At 73.4% G+C, this 16,561-nt stretch carries 15 protein-coding genes; 11 read left to right on the top strand and 4 right to left on the bottom strand.

Annotated features, from left to right (window positions below):
• Positions 1-11 precede the first annotated feature (11 nt).
• The 3 genes from trpS to FBY24_RS01840 are packed head-to-tail and all read left to right on the top strand — an operon-like array spanning position 12 to position 2,731.
• Positions 12-1,070: a tryptophan--tRNA ligase gene (gene trpS, locus FBY24_RS01850; RefSeq protein WP_142157570.1), complete on the top strand. Its 1,059-nt coding sequence runs from the start codon at positions 12-14 to the stop codon at positions 1,068-1,070.
• A complete protein-coding gene (locus FBY24_RS01845) occupies positions 1,070-1,705 on the top strand; it encodes a 2'-5' RNA ligase family protein (RefSeq protein WP_142163046.1) in 636 nt (211 codons plus the stop codon). Before trpS ends, FBY24_RS01845 begins: the two co-directional genes overlap by 1 nt.
• A 21-nt stretch (positions 1,706-1,726) precedes the next feature.
• A complete protein-coding gene (locus tag FBY24_RS01840) occupies positions 1,727-2,731 on the top strand; it encodes a YihY/virulence factor BrkB family protein (protein ID WP_142157568.1) in 1,005 nt (334 codons plus the stop codon).
• Positions 2,732-2,844: 113 nt separating this feature from the next.
• On the opposite strand, the gene FBY24_RS01835 is transcribed toward FBY24_RS01840, so the two are convergent.
• The 4 genes from FBY24_RS01835 to sdhC form a co-directional block, all read right to left on the bottom strand.
• Positions 2,845-3,630, bottom strand: a complete 786-nt coding sequence (locus FBY24_RS01835) for a succinate dehydrogenase iron-sulfur subunit (RefSeq protein WP_140459878.1) — start codon at positions 3,628-3,630, stop codon at positions 2,845-2,847.
• Complete coding sequence (gene sdhA / locus FBY24_RS01830; protein WP_142157566.1) at positions 3,630-5,456, bottom strand: succinate dehydrogenase flavoprotein subunit; 1,827 nt, start codon at positions 5,454-5,456, stop codon at positions 3,630-3,632. The genes FBY24_RS01835 and sdhA overlap by 1 nt, the downstream gene beginning before the upstream one ends.
• Before the next feature lie 70 nt (positions 5,457-5,526).
• On the bottom strand, positions 5,527-5,985 hold the full coding sequence (gene sdhD / locus FBY24_RS01825; protein ID WP_142157564.1) for a succinate dehydrogenase, hydrophobic membrane anchor protein: 459 nt from the start codon (positions 5,983-5,985) through the stop codon (positions 5,527-5,529).
• A complete protein-coding gene (gene sdhC / locus FBY24_RS01820) occupies positions 5,985-6,383 on the bottom strand; it encodes a succinate dehydrogenase, cytochrome b556 subunit (protein ID WP_142157562.1) in 399 nt (132 codons plus the stop codon). The genes sdhD and sdhC overlap by 1 nt, the downstream gene beginning before the upstream one ends.
• Positions 6,384-6,583: 200 nt before the next feature.
• Between sdhC and FBY24_RS01815 the strand changes: the two genes are divergently transcribed.
• The 8 genes from FBY24_RS01815 (at position 6,584) to FBY24_RS01780 (ending at position 16,491) form a co-directional block, all read left to right on the top strand.
• Complete coding sequence (locus tag FBY24_RS01815; RefSeq protein ID WP_142157559.1) at positions 6,584-7,711, top strand: mannose-1-phosphate guanylyltransferase; 1,128 nt, start codon at positions 6,584-6,586, stop codon at positions 7,709-7,711.
• A 111-nt stretch (positions 7,712-7,822) separates the two neighbouring features.
• Positions 7,823-9,079 (top strand): amidohydrolase, encoded by a 1,257-nt coding sequence (locus FBY24_RS01810; RefSeq protein WP_142163044.1) that lies wholly within the window; start codon positions 7,823-7,825, stop codon positions 9,077-9,079.
• A 231-nt stretch (positions 9,080-9,310) separates the two neighbouring features.
• A complete protein-coding gene (locus tag FBY24_RS01805) occupies positions 9,311-10,396 on the top strand; it encodes a BMP family protein (RefSeq protein WP_160158402.1) in 1,086 nt (361 codons plus the stop codon).
• Positions 10,397-10,633: 237 nt separating this feature from the next.
• Entirely contained in the window at positions 10,634-12,253 is a 1,620-nt protein-coding gene (locus FBY24_RS01800) for an ABC transporter ATP-binding protein (protein WP_142157557.1), read from the top strand.
• On the top strand, positions 12,250-13,488 hold the full coding sequence (locus tag FBY24_RS01795; protein ID WP_142157555.1) for an ABC transporter permease: 1,239 nt from the start codon (positions 12,250-12,252) through the stop codon (positions 13,486-13,488). Before FBY24_RS01800 ends, FBY24_RS01795 begins: the two co-directional genes overlap by 4 nt.
• Positions 13,485-14,762 carry an ABC transporter permease gene (locus FBY24_RS01790; RefSeq protein ID WP_142157553.1) on the top strand — a complete coding sequence of 426 codons (1,278 nt, stop codon included), beginning with the start codon at positions 13,485-13,487 and terminating at the stop codon, positions 14,760-14,762. The genes FBY24_RS01795 and FBY24_RS01790 overlap by 4 nt, the downstream gene beginning before the upstream one ends.
• Positions 14,759-15,202: a cytidine deaminase gene (locus FBY24_RS01785; protein ID WP_142157551.1), complete on the top strand. Its 444-nt coding sequence runs from the start codon at positions 14,759-14,761 to the stop codon at positions 15,200-15,202. Before FBY24_RS01790 ends, FBY24_RS01785 begins: the two co-directional genes overlap by 4 nt.
• Positions 15,199-16,491 (top strand): thymidine phosphorylase, encoded by a 1,293-nt coding sequence (locus FBY24_RS01780; RefSeq protein WP_142157549.1) that lies wholly within the window; start codon positions 15,199-15,201, stop codon positions 16,489-16,491. The genes FBY24_RS01785 and FBY24_RS01780 overlap by 4 nt, the downstream gene beginning before the upstream one ends.
• Positions 16,492-16,561 lie beyond the last annotated feature (70 nt).

Raw genomic sequence — 16,561 nt, 5'->3', positions numbered from 1 at the left:
AGGAGGCCCGCATGACCCAGGAGCTGCCCGCCGCGCAGCCGTCCGCCACGACGCCGGGCCGGGGACGCATCTTCTCGGGCATGCAGCCGACGTCGGACTCGCTGCAGCTCGGCAACTACCTGGGGGCCCTCACGCAGTGGGTCGCGCTGCAGGAGGTCCACGACGCGATCTACTGCGTGGTCGACCTGCACGCCCTCACGGTGGGCCCCGACCCGGCCGTGCTGCGCGAGCGCACCCGCCGCACGGCCGCGCAGTACCTGGCCGCGGGCGTCGACCCGGCCCGCTCGATCCTGTTCGTGCAGTCCCACGTGCCCGAGCACGCCGAGCTCGCGTGGCTGCTGTCGTGCCACACGGGCTTCGGCGAGGCGTCGCGGATGACGCAGTTCAAGGACAAGTCCGCCAAGCAGGGCACCGACGGCACGACGGTCGGCCTGTTCACGTACCCGGTGCTCATGGCCGCGGACATCCTGCTGTACGACACGACCCTCGTCCCCGTCGGCGAGGACCAGCGCCAGCACCTCGAGCTCACCCGCGACCTGGCGCAGCGCATGAACGCCCGGTTCGGCCCCGGCACCGCCGTCGTCCCCGAGGCGCACATCGTCAAGGCGACCGCCAAGATCTTCGACCTGCAGGACCCGACGGCGAAGATGAGCAAGTCCGCCGAGAGCCCGAACGGCCTCATCGAGCTCCTCGACGACCCCAAGGTCGTGGCCAAGCGGATCCGCTCCGCGGTCACCGACGCCGAGCGCGAGATCCGCTACGACCCGGTCGCCAAGCCGGGCGTGTCGAACCTGCTGACGATCTTCTCGGCGCTGACCGACCGCCCGGTCGCGGCCCTGGAGGCGGACTACGCGGGCAAGGGCTACGGCGACCTGAAGAAGGACCTCGCCGAGGTCGTGGTGGGCTTCCTCACGCCCTTCCAGGAGCGCGTGCACCACTACCTGGCCGACCCGACGGCCCTCGACGACGTCCTCGCCGAGGGGGCCGAGCGGGCCCGGGCGCTCGCCGTGCCCACGCTCGAGCGCCTCTACGACCGGTCCGGGCTCCTGCCGCGGCGTCCCCGGTCGTGATGCTGCCCGGGTGCGGTGCCGGCGAGGCGCTCGTCGGCGTCGTCGTCGCCGTGCCCGAGCCGCTGGCGTCCCGGCTGCGGGCCGTGCGTGCGGCGGCCGGCGACCCGGAGGCCGACATCCCGCCGCACGTGACGCTCGTCGGGCCGACGTGCGTGCCGGACGTCGGGGCGGTCGACGCGCACCTGTCCCGGGTCGCGGGCACGCACCGTCCCTTCGCCGTGCACCTGCGCGGCACCGGCACGTTCCGGCCGGTGTCGCCGGTGGTCTTCGTCGCGCTGGCCGACGGCGCGGACGCGTGCGCCGCGCTCGAGGCGGACCTGCGCACCGGGCCGCTCGACGTGCCGGCGCGCTTCCCGTTCCACCCCCACGTCACCGTCGCCCACGGCGTCGACGACGAGGCCCTCGACGCCGCGCAGGCTGCGGCCGGCGACGTCGACGTCCGCATCGAGGTGGACCGGCTCTTCCGTTTCGTGCACGACGGGACGGCCTGGCAGCCCGTCCGGACGTTCCTGCTCGGCACGGGGGAGCCGGTGGTCTGCCCCGACGCGCCGCCCGAGGACGCGGTGCCGGGCATGCCGCGCGGGGCGGCCGCGGTGGACGCCGGGGCCGTCGCGCCCGGGATGCCGCCCCGCTGACCCGCACCTAGATTCGGGCGCATGACCCGCACGCCCGACCTCGGCCCGTCCGTCGCCGCCCCGCCCGCGGGCGCGGGGCGCGCGCACACCCGGGCGGCGGCCGCGGCGCCCGACCCGGACACGGACGAGCCGTCGCGGACGCCGGTCGAACGGGCGAAGGCGCTGCTGGACCGCTGGCAGCGCACGCGGGCGGCACGGGCCCTGGCCCGGTTCGGCCAGGGCGGCGGGCCCGTGCTCACCGGGGGCATCGCGTACGCGAGCCTGTTCTCCGTCTTCGCGGCCCTGACCATCGGCTGGACGGTGTTCATGGCGGTCCTCGGCGGCAACGCCGAGCTGCGCGCGACCGTCCTCGACACGGTCGCCGACGCCCTGCCCGGGCTGCTGACGACGTCGGAGGAGAAGGGCCTGGTCTCGCCGGACGCGCTCGTGATGTCGACGGGTCTCAGCGTCGCCGGGGTCGTCGCGGCGGTGGTCCTGCTCGTCAGCGCGACCTCGGCCGTGTCGGCGCTGCGGCGGGCGGTCCGCGCGATGTTCGACGCCCCGGTCGTCGGCAGCGCGGTGGTGGGCAAGGCCCGCGAGCTGGCCGGCTTCGTCGGGCTCGGCGTGGCGGTGCTGCTCTCGGCCGTGCTCGGCATCGTCGCGACCGCCGCGACGGGCTGGCTGCTCGACGCCGCGGGCTGGTCGGCGGCGTCGACGGTGGTGCTGCAGGGCGTGGGCGTGCTGGTCGCCTTCGTGGTGGACGCCGCGGTGTTCGTGCTCGTGGTGCGGGTCCTGGCCGGCCAGGACCCGCCGCGCCGTGACCTGCTGGTCGGGGCGTGCCTCGCCGGCGCGGGGCTGGGTGCGGTCCGGCTGCTGGGGACGTCGGCGGTGTCCGGGTCGGTCGAGGGCAACCCGGTGCTCGGCTCGTTCGCCGCGATCGTGGTGCTGCTGCTGTGGATCAACCTCATCGCCCGCGTCGTGCTGCTCGCCGCCGCGTGGACGGCCGACCCGCCGTACGTCGACCCGCAGGACGACGCCGCCGCCTGACGCACCGCGTCCCGGCGGGACGGCCGCGGCCGGGACGCGACGGGCACCCGGGTCGGGGACGACGACGGCGGCGCCGCGGGCCGGAGCCCGGGACGCCGCCGCAGCCGTGCAGGTCAGAACGCGCGGGTGATCATCGCGCGCTTGACCTCCTGGATCGCCTTGGTGACCTCGATGCCGCGCGGGCAGGCCTCGGTGCAGTTGAAGGTCGTGCGGCACCGCCACACGCCCTCCTTGTCGTTGAGGATCTCCAGGCGCTGCGCACCGCCCTCGTCCCGGCTGTCGAAGATGAACCGGTGCGCGTTGACGATCGCGGCCGGGCCGAAGTACTGCCCGTCCGTCCAGAACACAGGGCAGGACGACGTGCACGCGGCGCACAGGATGCACTTGGTCGTGTCGTCGAACCGCTCGCGCTGGGCCGCCGACTGCAGGCGCTCCTTCGTCGGCTCGGTGCCCGTGGTGATGAGGAACGGCATGATCTCGCGGTACGACGCGAAGAACGGCTCCATGTCGACCACGAGGTCCTTGATCACCGGCAGGCCCTTGATGGGCTCGACGGTGATGGGCTTGGACGGGTCGAGGTCCTTGAGCAGGGTCTTGCAGGCCAGGCGGTTGCGCCCGTTGATGCGCATGGCGTCCGACCCGCAGATCCCGTGCGCGCAGGAGCGACGGAACGTCAGCGAGCCGTCCTGGTCCCACTTGATCTTGTGCAGGGCGTCGAGGACGCGGTCCGTGCCGTGCACGGTGACCGTGAACTCGTCCCACCGGGGCTCGGCCGTGAAGGCCTCGCCGAACGTCGGCAGGTCCTCGTCCGCCGGCAGGAACCGGCGGACCTTGAGCGTGACCTGGAAGGACGGCACGGCGCCGACCTTCGCCTCGGGTGCGTCGACGGTGGTGGTCATCAGTACTTGCGCTCCATCGGCTGGTAGCGGGTCACGGTCACGGGCTTGGAGCCCAGGACGAGCCGGTAGCCGTCGAACTCCTCGACGTGGGAGAACGCGCTGCCGGGCTCCGCGGCCGCCGTGGAGGACTGCGGGCGGCGGTAGGCCATCGTGTGGTGCATGAACTGCGCGTCGTCGCGGTCGGGGAAGTCCTCGCGGAAGTGCCCGCCGCGCGACTCGCGCCGGTTGAGCGCCCCGACGACGACGGTCTCGGCGATGTCGAGCAGGAAGCCCAGCTCGACGGCCTCGAGCAGGTCGGTGTTGAACGTGCGGGACTTGTCCTGCACGCTCACCGCCCGGAACCGCTTCTGCAGCGCCCGGATCGCGTCGAGCGAGGTCTGCAGGGTCTGCTCGGTGCGGAAGACCTGGGCGTTGGCGTCCATGGTCTCCTGCAGCTCGCGGCGGATGTCCGCCACCCGCTCGCCGTCGGCGCGGGTGCGGATCTCCTCGAGCCCGGCCACGACGTCCGCCGCCGGCTGCTCGGGCAGGTCCACGAACGACGCGGTGGCCGCGTAGGCCGCCGCGGCCCGCCCGGAGCGCTTGCCGAAGACGTTGATGTCGAGCAGCGAGTTGGTGCCCAGGCGGTTGGAGCCGTGCACCGAGACGCAGGCGACCTCGCCGGCGGCGTACAGGCCGCGGATGACGTCGGTCGAGTTGCGCAGGACCTCGCCCTCGATGTTCGTCGGGATGCCGCCCATCGCGTAGTGCGCCGTGGGGTACACGGGCACGGGCTCGGTGTACGGCTCGATGCCGAGGTACGTCCGCGCGAACTCGGTGATGTCCGGGAGCTTGGCGTCGATGTGCGCCGGCTCCAGGTGGGTGAGGTCGAGCAGGACGTAGTCCTTGTTCGGGCCGGCGCCGCGGCCCTCGCGGACCTCGTTGGCCATCGACCGGGCGACGATGTCGCGCGGTGCGAGGTCCTTGATGGTGGGGGCGTACCGCTCCATGAAGCGCTCGCCGTCGCCGTTGCGCAGGATCCCGCCCTCGCCGCGCGCGGCCTCCGAGAGCAGGATGCCCAGGCCCGCGAGGCCGGTCGGGTGGAACTGGAAGAACTCCATGTCCTCGAGCGGGATGCCGCGCCGGTACGCCAGCGCCATGCCGTCGCCGGTGAGGGTGTGCGCGTTCGACGTCGTCTTGTAGATCTTGCCCGCGCCGCCGGTGGCGAGCACCACCGACTTGGCCTGGAACACGTGGATCTCGCCGGTGGCGAGCTCGTACGCGACGACGCCGGAGACGTTGACGGCCTCGCCCTCGGGGACGTCGGCGGCGGCCAGGTCGTGGTCGACGAGCAGGTCGAGGACGTAGAACTCGTTGAAGAACTCGACGTCGTTCTTCACGCACTGCTGGTACAGGGTCTGCAGGATCATGTGCCCGGTGCGGTCCGCGGCGTAGCACGAGCGGCGCACGGCGGCCTCGCCGTGGTTGCGCGTGTGGCCGCCGAACCGGCGCTGGTCGATCCGGCCCTCGGGCGTGCGGTTGAACGGCAGGCCCATCTTCTCCAGATCGAGGACGGCCTCGATGGCCTCCTTGGCCATCACCTCGGCGGCGTCCTGGTCGACGAGGTAGTCGCCGCCCTTGACCGTGTCGAAGGTGTGCCACTCCCAGTTGTCCTCCTCGACGTTGGCGAGGGCGGCGCACATGCCGCCCTGCGCCGCGCCTGTGTGGGAGCGCGTGGGGTAGAGCTTGGAGATGACGGCGGTGCGGACGCGCGTCGAGGACTCGAGGGCGGCGCGCATGCCGGCGCCGCCCGCGCCGACGATGACGACGTCGTACTGGTGGGTCTGCATCGGGGGCGATGCCTTCCTTCGGGGGGTGGGGCGCGTCAGGGACGCAGCGCGGGGCTCGGGGCGTGCGCGCTCACGCGGTGCAGAACGACGGCAGCAGGTCGGCCGGGCTGTTCGGGGGGCACGGGTCGAACGTGAAGATCACGAGGGTCCCGAGCACGATGACCACCATCGAGGCGAAGAAGAGCGCGCCGGTGAGCACCAGGCGCGTGCTGTCCTTCTCGGCGTAGTCGTTGATGATCGTGCGGACCCCGTTGGTGCCGTGGATCATCGCGAGCCACAGCATGAGCAGGTCCCAGATCTGCCAGAACGGCGAGGCCCACTTGCCGGCGACGAAGCCGAAGTCGATGGCCGAGATGCCCTCGCCCAGCATGAGGTTGACGAACAGGTGCCCGAAGATCAGCACGACGAGGATGACGCCCGAGGCGCGCATGAACACCCAGCCGTACAGCTCGGTGTTGCCGCTCGTGGTGCGGCGGGTGGGGCCGGGCCGCGAGGGACGCGGGGCCTTGGGGTCGGCGATCGTGCTCATCACTCGCCTCCGAACACGTGCATGAGGTGGCGGGGGAGGAAGCCGGCCATGGTCACGACGAGCAGGCCGAGGACGACCCAGAGCATGACCCGCTGGTAGCGCGGACCCTTGGCCCAGAAGTCGACCAGGATGATGCGGATCCCGTTGAACGCGTGGAACACGACGGCGGCGACGAGGCCCGCCTCGCCGATGCCCATGACCGGGTTCTTGTAGGTGCCGATGACGGCGTTGTACGCCTCCGGGGAGACGCGCACGAGCGACGTGTCGAGCACGTGCACGAGCAGGAAGAAGAAGATCGCGAAGCCGGTGACGCGGTGCGCGACCCACGACCACATGCCTTCGCGCCCGCGGTAGAGCGTTCCGGCCGGCCGCGCTGGCGCGGTGGGCGCTGAGGACACGGTGGGGGGCCTCCTGTGGCGAGTGTGTGGACGGCGATGTCCTGGGTGACCCTCACTGTAGTGACACGTCGCGGCGCCTGGCCCGCGCGGGCCGCCGACCGGGGTGCGGCCGGGTCGGTATGTGACGAAGGCCACAGCGGGTGCCGCCGGTCGCGGCCCCGGGCGAGCCCCGGGCGCGCGGCCGCCGCTACGGTGTCGCCATGCCTGCGACCCCCGCCGCCGACGGCGCCCTCGCCGACTTCCACGCCGTCGTCCCCGCCGGCGGAGCCGGCACCCGGCTGTGGCCGCTCTCGCGGGCCGGGCGGCCGAAGTTCCTGCTCGACCTCACGGGCACCGGGCGGACGATGCTCCAGGCCACCGTCGACCGTCTCGCCCCCCTGACGGGGCACGAGCGGGTGCTCGTGGTCACAGGCACCCGGCACGCCGCCGCCGTGGCCGAGCAGCTGCCCGAGCTCGGCGCCGCGCAGGTGCTCGCCGAGCCCAGCCCGCGCGACTCCATGGCCGCCATCGGCCTCGCCGCCGCCGTCCTGCTGGAGCGGCACGGGCCCGACGTGGTCCTCGGCTCGTTCGCCGCCGACCACGTCGTCACCGGGTCCGACCTGTTCGAGCAGACCGTCCGCGAGGCCGTCGCCGCCGCCCGCGAGGGCTACGTCGTCACGGTCGGGATCGCCGCGACCGAGCCGTCGACCGCGTTCGGCTACGTGCGCGCGGGCGACGACCTGGGCGTCGACGGCGCGCCGTCGGCCCGGCACGTGCTCGGCTTCACCGAGAAGCCCGACGCGCAGACCGCCGCGGAGTACCTCGCGACCGGCGCCTACAGCTGGAACGCCGGCATGTTCGTGGTCCGCGCGCAGGTCCTGCTCGACCACCTCGCGGCCCGGATGCCCGCCCTGCACGACGGCCTGCGCACGATCGCCGCCGCGTGGGACGGCCCCGACCGCGACGCCCGCCTCGCCGACACCTGGCCCGGCCTGACCAAGATCGCGATCGACCACGCGATCGCCGAGCCGGTCGCGGCCGCCGGCGGCGTGGCCGTCGTGCCCGGCTCGTTCGGCTGGGACGACGTCGGCGACTTCGCCTCGCTCGCCGGGCTGCTCGCGGCCGACGGGCGCGCGACGACGCTCGGGGACGACGCCGACGTCCTGCGCGTCGACGCCGACGGCGCGCTCGTCGTCACCGGCGGCCGGCCGGTGAGCGTCGTCGGGCTGCCCGACGCGGTGGTGGTCGACACCCCCCACGGGGTGCTCGTCACGAGCCGCGCGCACGCGCAGCAGGTGAAGGCCGCCGTCGACGGCTGGCGGGCCAGGGGCCGGGACGACCTGCTCTGACGCGCGGCGCGGGGCTACCCTCGAACGGTGCCCGACCTGCCCGCCGTGACCCCTGGCCCCGCCGACGACCACCACGGAGGTGGCGCGGCAGCAGCACCGGCGGCCGCGGACGTGCCTGCCCTGAGCTCCCTCGGGGCGGTGCCCACCGGGGACGAGGCCGTCGAGCTCGCGCAGGTCGTGGCCGGGCTGCGCGCCGAGCTCGTCGAGATCCGCCGCGACCTGCACGCGCACCCGGAGCTCGCGCGCACCGAGGAGCGCACCACCCGCGTGGTCGCCGACCGGCTGCGCGCGGCGGGCCTCGAGCCGCACGTGCTGCCGACCTCCGGCCTGTGGTGCGACATCGGCCCCGCGGTCGGGGCGAACGGCGTGCGCCGGGTCGCGCTGCGGGCCGACCTCGACGCCCTGCCGGTGCCCGACTCGTGCCGGCTGCCCTGGGCGTCGCGCTCGCGGGGCGTGGCGCACGCCTGCGGCCACGACGTGCACACCACCGCCGTGCTCGGCGCCGGCCTCGCGCTGGCCGAGCTGCACCGCCGCGGGCGGCTCGACGCCGGCGTGCGGCTGGTGCTGCAGCCGGCCGAGGAGGTGCAGCCGGGCGGCTCGATCGACGTCATCGCGGCCGGCGGGATGGACGGCATCGGCCAGATCTTCGCGGTGCACTGCGACCCCAAGCTCGACGTGGGACTGCTCGGCACCCGGATCGGCCCGATCACGTCGGCGTCGGACGAGGTCCACGTGACGCTCTCCGGCGACGGCGGGCACACGTCGCGCCCGCACCTGACCGGGGACGTGGTGTTCGCGCTCGGTCAGGTGATCACGCAGGTGCCCGCGGTCCTCGGGCGGCGTCTCGACCCGCGCAGCGGCGTCAACCTCACGTGGGGCGCGGTGCACGCGGGCAAGGCGCACAACGCGATCCCGTCGACCGGCTCCGTGATGGGCACGCTGCGCTGCCTGGACGAGCGGGCGTGGGAGCGCGCGTCGCAGGTGTTCGAGCAGGCGGTCCTGGACGTCGTGCGGCCGCTGGGCGTCGAGGCCGAGGTGAAGCACGCCCGCGGCGTCCCGCCGGTGCAGAACACGGCGGGGGCGACGGGCCTGCTGGAGCGCGCCGCGCACGACGTGCTGGGGCCGGAGTCGGTGCGGCTGACCGAGCAGTCGCTCGGCGGCGAGGACTTCGCCTGGTACCTGCAGCGGGTGCCGGGTGCGATGGCGCGGCTCGGCACGCGCACGCCGGGCGGGCGCACCTTCGACATCCACCAGGGCGACCTCCAGGTCGACGAGCGGGCGGTGGAGGCGGGGGCGCTGCTGCTCGCCCGGGTGGCCCAGATCGCGGGCCGCGCACCGCTCGACCCCGCGGACCTGCGGCACGCGTGACGGCGGACACGCCGTCCCGACATCCGGACAAGCCATCCAGCAGGCGGGACCAGATTGCGGATTGGTCACGGAACCAGGCCGGAGACCCTCTGGTAACCCGCCTGTGACCTGACGGTGCCTAGTCTCCGCAGTGCTCATGCCGGACGGTCACGTAGGCCTGGGGTGCAACGGCGCACCCCGTGAACCGCGGACCGACCGACCGGCGCGACGACGAGAAGTGGAGAAACCGGCGTGAAGAATGTGATGCGGGCTGCGGCCCTCGGCGGGGCCGTGGCGCTCGCCCTGGCCGCGTGCGGCAGTGCCCCCGACGAGGCCGAGGAGACCGCTGGCGGCGACACCGCCTCGGACTTCAAGGCGTGCATGGTCTCCGACCAGGGCGGGTACGACGACCAGTCGTTCAACCAGTCCGGGTACGAGGGCCTGGTGCGCGCGGGCGAGGAGCTGGGCATCCAGATCAACGCGCTCGAGTCCTCCGGCGACTCCGACTACGGCCCCAACATCGACAACCTCGTCCAGGACGGCTGCACGCTGATCATCGGCGTCGGCTTCCTGCTCGAGCAGGCGATCGAGGACGGCGCGACGGCGAACCCCGACATCGAGTTCGCGCTGATCGACTCGACGTTCTCGGACGACGAGTTCAACACGATCGAGCTGGACAACGCCAAGCCGATCCTCTTCAACACGGCCGAGGCCTCCTACCTCGCGGGCTACGTCGGCGCCGCCATGTCGGAGTCCGACGTCGTCGGCACCTTCGGCGGTCTGCCGATCCCGTCGGTCCAGATCTTCATGGACGGCTTCGTCGACGGCGTCGCCGCCTGGAACGAGGAGTCGGGCGAGAACGTCCGCGTGCTCGGCTGGGACAAGGAGGCCCAGGACGGCTCCTTCACCGGTGACTTCGAGACCCAGGCCAACGGGCAGAACACCGCCCAGGGCTTCATCGACCAGGGCGCGGACGTCATCATGCCCGTCGCCGGTCCCGTGGGCCTGGGTGCGGCCGCCGCCGCCTCCGGCGTCGAGGGCACCAAGCTCATCTGGGTCGACAACGACGGCTACAACACGACCGAGTACGGCTCGCTCATGCTCACCTCGGTGATGAAGCAGATCGGCGACGCCGTGTTCGAGGTCGTCCGCGAGGCGTCCGCCGGTGAGTTCACCAACGAGCCGTACGTCGGCACGATCGAGAACGGCGGCGTCGGCATCGCCCCGTTCCACGACTTCGAGACCGAGGTCCCGGCCGAGGTCAGCGAGCGCGTCGAGGAGCTGTACGCCCAGATCGCGGCCGGCGAGCTCGTCATCGAGTCGCCGAACTCCCCGTGACACCAGCCTGACGACGACGGCCCGGGCGTGCATCGCCCGGGCCGTCGTCCGTGACGGGCCCGTCACGCAGCCTCCGCAGGCCGCCCCCCACGGGTGGTCGGGACGGGGGCAGGGGCCCACGAGGAGGCCCACGCCCGGGACGTCCGGGGCAGGGTACGGTTCGCTCGCGGCGGACGCGCGGTGCGCGTCCGACGGGGGCGCCGGGCACACGACGAACGAAGACAGGAAGCAGGTCGGATGAGGCTCGAGCTGCGCGGCATCACGAAGAGGTTCGGCTCGTTCACCGCGAACGACTCGATCGACCTCGTCGTCGAGCCCGGACAGATCCATGCGTTGCTGGGCGAGAACGGCGCCGGCAAGAGCACGCTCATGAACACGCTCTACGGGCTCTACACGCCCGACGAGGGGCAGATCCTCCTGGACGGCCGTCCCGTCGAGTTCGACGGCCCCGGGCAGGCCATGGCCGCCGGCATCGGCATGGTGCACCAGCACTTCATGCTCGTGCCCGTGTTCACCGTCGCCGAGAACGTCGCGCTGGGGCACGAGCCCACGGCGGCCGGCGGGCTCATCGACGTCGCCCGCGCCCGCAGCGCCGTGCGCGAGGTCGCGCAGCGGTTCGGGTTCGAGGTCGACCCCGACGCCACCGTCGAGGACCTGCCCGTCGGGGTCCAGCAGCGCGTCGAGATCATCAAGGCGCTCGCCCGCGACGCCCAGGTCCTCATCCTCGACGAGCCGACCGCGGTGCTGACGCCGCAGGAGACCGACGAGCTCATCGAGATCATGCGCCAGCTGCGCGCGCAGGGCACCTCGATCCTCTTCATCACGCACAAGCTGCGCGAGGTCCGTGCGGTCGCCGACAAGATCACGGTCATCCGCCGCGGTCAGGTCGTCGGCTCCGCCGACCCCTCCGCGTCCGAGACCGAGCTCGCGTCCCTCATGGTCGGCCGGGCCGTCGAGCTCGGGGTCGAGAAGGCGCCCGCCCGCCCCGGCGGCGTCGTGCTGCGCGTCGACGACCTCACGGTCCTCGACGCCGCGGGCACCGCCGTGGTCGACCGCGTCGACCTCGAGGTCCGCGCCGGCGAGATCCTGGCCGTCGCCGGTGTGCAGGGCAACGGGCAGACCGAGCTCGCCGAGACCCTGCTCGGGCTGGTCACGCCCACGTCCGGCTCCGTCTCCCTCGACGGCATGGCGCTCGACGGGCTGTCGGTGCGCGACCGGCTCGCCGCGGGTCTGGGCTTCGTGCCCGAGGACCGCAGCACCGACGGCGTCATCGCCGACTTCACCATCCAGGAGAACCTGGTCCTCGACCTCGTCGACACCGCGCCCTACTCGCGGCGCGGCGCGATCGACCGCAAGGTCCTGCGTGCCAACGCCGAGCAGCGCGTCGCCGAGTTCGACGTGCGCGCCACGTCGGTCGACTCGACCCTGGGCCAGCTCTCCGGCGGCAACCAGCAGAAGGTCGTGCTCGCCCGCGAGCTGTCCCGCCCGCTGCGCCTGCTCGTCGCGTCGCAGCCCACCCGCGGCCTCGACGTCGGCTCGATCGAGTTCGTGCACAAGCGCGTCGTCGCCGAGCGCGACAAGGGCACCGCCGTCGTCATCGTCTCGACCGAGCTCGACGAGGTCGCGGCGCTCGCCGACCGGGTCGCCGTCATGTACCGCGGCCGCGTCGTCGGGGTCGTCCCCGGCAGCACCGACCGCGACGTGCTCGGCCTCATGATGGCCGGCGTCCCGCTCGAGGAGGCGACCGCGCAGGCCGCCACCCACCACACCACGCTCGGCCAGGCCGACCAGCGCACGGCCCGCCCGGGCACGCCGCCGCGCTCCCAGGACGCCCGGCACCAGGAGGAGGGGCGATGAGCGACCCCGGCACGATGCCGCCGGCGCAGCCGAAGGACCGCACGAGCCGGGGCGCGGCCCCGTCGCAGAGCTCCGTGCTGCAGGACATGCTGTCCTCGACGTGGCTCATGACGCTCGCCGCCCTGGTGCTGGCCCTCCTCTTCGGCGGGGTGCTCATCGCGTTCGCCGACCCCGACGTGCAGGCGGCCGCCACGTACTTCTTCGCCCGGCCCCTGGACACGTTCGGAGCGATCTGGACCAGCGTCTCCAGCGCGTACGTCGCCCTCTTCCAGGGCGCGGTCTTCGACTGGGACGCCAGCAGCCCGGAGCGGGCGATCCGCCCGCTGACCGAGACGCTGACCATCTCGGCGCCCCTGATCCTCGCCGGCCTGGGCGTCGGCGTCGGCTTCCGCGCCGGGCTGTTCAACATCGGTGGTCAGGGCCAGATCACGCTCGGCGCGGTCCTGGCGGCATGGATCGGCTTCAGCTGGAACCTGCCGGTCGGCCTGCACCTGGTCCTCGCCCTCGTCGGCGGTGCCGTCGGCGGTGCGGTCTGGGCCGCGATCGCCGGCGTGCTCAAGGCCCGCACCGGTGCGCACGAGGTGATCGTCACGATCATGCTCAACTACATCGCGGTCTACGCCACGCTGTACCTGATCACGACGAGCGTCTTCGCCTCGCCGACGCCGCAGGTCGCCAAGCCGGTCGCCGACACCGCGATGCTGCCGAACCTGTTCGGCGAGCCGTTCCGCCTGCACCTGGGCTTCGTGCTCGCGCTGGCCGCGGCCGCGGGGGTCTGGTGGCTGATGGAGCGGTCGACCCTCGGCTTCCGGTTCCGCGCCGTCGGGTCCAACCCGCACGCCGCGCGCACCGCGGGCATCTCCGTCGCGACGACCACCGTGCTGGTCATGGTGGTCTCCGGGGCGCTGACCGGCCTGGCCGGCGCCACGCAGCTGCTGGGCACCGAGCGCAACCTCACCGCGGCCATCGCCGGCAGCATCGGGTTCGACGCGATCACGGTCGCGCTGCTCGGCCGGTCCAAGCCGCTCGGCACCGTGCTCGCCGGCCTCCTGTTCGGCGCGTTCGCCGCCGGCGGGCGCCTCATGCAGACCCGCACGGGCACGCCGATCGACATCGTGCTCGTGCTGCAGTCGCTCATCGTCCTGTTCATCGCCGCGCCGCCGCTCGTGCGGGCCGTCTTCCGGCTGCCCGCCCCGGGCCAGCGCCGCCGCTCCGCCGTGGAGGCCGCAGCATGAGCCTCGCCGCTCCCACCCTCGCCCCCGCCGCGGCGGTCAAGGCGCGCACCAGCTACAAGGCACCGATCGCCTACGGCGTCGTCGCCCTGCTCGCCCTGCTGTGGATGCCGCTGCGCACCCCGGCCGGCGACACCACGTTCCGGCTCTCGTCCGCGGACGACTTCTTCCAGATCCCGCAGTTCGCGCTCGCCGCGGCCCCGGTCGTCTGGGTGCTGGTCCTCGTGGCCGTCGCCCTCGCCGCCCTGTCGTTCTGGCTCACGCGCGCCGAGAAGCGCGTCGGGCTGTGGCTCCCGGTCGTCTTCGCCGTCGCCCTGGTGCTGGCGTTCCTCACGTTCGTCGGTGCGGGCAACGCGTCGGTCATCCCGCTCACCTCGATCGCGACGGGCAGCCTGTTCCTGGCCACGCCGCTGATCTTCGGTGCGCTGGCCGGCGTGCTCTCCGAGCGCGTCGGCATCGTCAACATCGCGATCGAGGGTCAGCTGCTCGCCGGCGCCTTCCTGGCCGCGGTGATCGGCTCGGTCACCACCTCGGCGTACCTCGGCCTCGTCGCCGCGCCGGTCGCGGGTGCCCTCGTCGGCATGCTGCTGGTGTTCTTCTCGGTGAAGTACCACGTCAACCAGGTCATCGTCGGTGTGGTGCTCAACGTGCTGGTCGTCGGCCTGACGAGCTTCCTGTTCTCGACCGTGCTCGCCGAGGACCCGGGAACCTGGAACTCGCGGACCCAGCTGCCCGTGCTGCCGATCCCGGTGCTCTCGCAGATCCCCGTGCTCGGGCCGATCCTGTTCCGCCAGACCCTGCTCGTGTACCTCATGTACGTCATCGTCATCGCGCTGCAGGTGTACCTGTTCCGCAGCCGGTGGGGCCTGCGGGTGCGCGCGGTCGGCGAGCACCCCAAGGCCGCCGACACCGTGGGCATCGACGTCAACCGCACGCGGACGCGCACCACGGTGCTCGCCTCCGCGATCGCGGGCCTGGGCGGCGCGTTCTTCACGGTCGCGTCCGGCCTGGCCTTCGGCAAGGAGATGACGGGTGGGCGGGGCTTCATCGCCCTGGCCGCCGTGATCCTCGGCCGGTGGAGCCCCAAGGGTGCGGTCGCCGCGGCCCTGCTGTTCGGGTTCGCCGAGAACCTGCGCACGGTCCTGGGCACGCTCGGGTCCGAGGTGCCGCCGCAGTTCCTGCTGATGGTGCCGTACGTCGTCACGATCCTGGCTGTCGCCGGCTTCGCGGGTCGCGTGCGCGCCCCCGCGGCCGAGGGCATCCCGTACGTCAAGTGAGCGCCCCCGCACCCGGTGCGGCCGCGGGCCGTCCCGTCGAGATCGACTGGGACGGCCTGCGGGCCGCCGCCCGTGACGTCATGACCCGGGCCTACGTCCCGTACTCCCGGTTCCCCGTGGGTGTCGCCGCGCTCGTCGACGACGGCCGCGTCGTCGTCGGGTGCAACGTGGAGAACGCGTCGTACGGCGTGACGCTCTGCGCCGAGTGCAGCCTCGTGTCGATGCTGCACGTGACCGGTGGTGGGCGCCTCGTGGCGTTCACGTGCGTGGACGGGCACGGCAACGTGCTCGCCCCCTGCGGCCGGTGCCGTCAGCTGCTCTTCGAGCACGGCGGCCCGGACCTGCTGGTCGAGACCGTCCGGGGCATCCGCCCCATGCACGAGGTCCTGCCCGACGCCTTCGGGCCGGTGGACCTCGTCGAGCGAGGAGAAGCACAGTGACCGAGCCCTTCGACGCCGTCGACGTCATCGTCGCCAAGCGGGACGGCCGCCGGCTGCCCGACGCCCAGATCGACTGGGTGCTCGACGCGTACACGCGCGGCGTGGTGGCCGACGAGCAGATGTCCGCCCTGGCCATGGCGATCCTGCTCAACGGCATGGACCGCGAGGAGATCGCGCGCTGGACGGCGGCGATGATCGCGTCCGGGGAGCGCATGGACTTCTCGGGCCTGTCGCGCCCGACGTCGGACAAGCACTCCACCGGCGGCGTCGGCGACAAGATCACGCTGCCGCTCGCGCCCCTGGTCGCCGTGTTCGGCGTGGCCGTGCCGCAGCTGTCCGGCCGCGGCCTCGGCCACACCGGCGGCACGCTCGACAAGCTCGAGTCGATCCCCGGCTGGCGCGCCGCGCTGACCAACGACGAGATGATGCGCCAGCTCGAGGACGTCGGCGCCGTCATCTGCGCCGCCGGCTCGGGGCTGGCCCCCGCGGACCGCAAGCTCTACTCGCTGCGCGACGTCACCGGCACCGTCGAGGCGATCCCGCTCATCGCGAGCTCGATCATGAGCAAGAAGATCGCCGAGGGCACGGGCTCGCTGGTGCTCGACGTCAAGGTCGGCTCGGGCGCCTTCATGAAGGACCTCGACCGGGCCACCGAGCTGGCCCGCACCATGGTCGAGCTTGGCACCGACGCGGGCGTCACCACCATCGCCCTGCTGACCGACATGTCGACGCCGCTCGGCCTGACCGCGGGCAACGCGCTCGAGGTCCGCGAGTCGGTCGAGGTGCTCGCCGGCGGCGGCCCCGCGGACGTCGTCGAGCTCACGGTCGCCCTCGCGCAGGAGATGCTCGCCGCGGCGGGCGTCCACGACGCCGACCCGGCCGCGGCGCTGGCCGACGGGCGGGCCATGGACCGGTGGCGGGCCATGATCGCGGCGCAGGGCGGCGACCCGGACGCGACCCTGCCGGTCGCGCGCGAGAGCGAGCAGGTGCTCGCGGAGTCCGACGGCGTGCTGACGACGCTCGACGCGTACGCCGTCGGCGTCGCCGCGTGGCGCCTCGGCGCCGGTCGCGCACGCAAGGAGGACCCCGTGCAGGCCGGCGCGGGCGTCGAGATGCACGTCAAGCCGGGTGACCGGGTGCGTGCGGGGCAGCCGCTGCTCACGCTGCACACCGACACCCCCGAGCGGTTCGCGCGCGCGCACGACGCCCTCGCCGGCGGCGTGGTCGTCGAGCCGGACGGCGTCGCGGGCGCCCGCCCGCTGCTGCTGGGCCGGATCGCCGCGGACTGAGCAGGACCGTGCCGGGCGTCCGCGCCCGTGACCCGACGGCGGGGTCACGGGCGCGGGGCCGCCTGGCAGC

The sequence above is a fragment of the Cellulomonas sp. SLBN-39 genome (genome assembly GCF_006715865.1).
Taxonomy (GTDB): domain Bacteria; phylum Actinomycetota; class Actinomycetes; order Actinomycetales; family Cellulomonadaceae; genus Cellulomonas.
The sequence above is the reverse complement of the archived record's forward strand: the minus strand, read 5'-3'. Positions and strand labels throughout refer to the sequence as shown.

Coding starts and splice junctions, on each gene's coding strand:
- FBY24_RS01840 (WP_142157568.1), top strand. CDS start 1,727: ATGACCCGCACGCCCGACCTCGGCCCGTCCGTCGCCGCCCCGCCCGCG.
- FBY24_RS01845 (WP_142163046.1), top strand. CDS start 1,070: ATGCTGCCCGGGTGCGGTGCCGGCGAGGCGCTCGTCGGCGTCGTCGTC.
- sdhD (WP_142157564.1), bottom strand. CDS start 5,985: ATGAGCACGATCGCCGACCCCAAGGCCCCGCGTCCCTCGCGGCCCGGC.
- trpS (WP_142157570.1), top strand. CDS start 12: ATGACCCAGGAGCTGCCCGCCGCGCAGCCGTCCGCCACGACGCCGGGC.
- FBY24_RS01835 (WP_140459878.1), bottom strand. CDS start 3,630: ATGACCACCACCGTCGACGCACCCGAGGCGAAGGTCGGCGCCGTGCCG.
- FBY24_RS01795 (WP_142157555.1), top strand. CDS start 12,250: ATGAGCGACCCCGGCACGATGCCGCCGGCGCAGCCGAAGGACCGCACG.
- sdhA (WP_142157566.1), bottom strand. CDS start 5,456: ATGCAGACCCACCAGTACGACGTCGTCATCGTCGGCGCGGGCGGCGCC.
- FBY24_RS01815 (WP_142157559.1), top strand. CDS start 6,584: ATGCCTGCGACCCCCGCCGCCGACGGCGCCCTCGCCGACTTCCACGCC.
- FBY24_RS01800 (WP_142157557.1), top strand. CDS start 10,634: ATGAGGCTCGAGCTGCGCGGCATCACGAAGAGGTTCGGCTCGTTCACC.
- FBY24_RS01790 (WP_142157553.1), top strand. CDS start 13,485: ATGAGCCTCGCCGCTCCCACCCTCGCCCCCGCCGCGGCGGTCAAGGCG.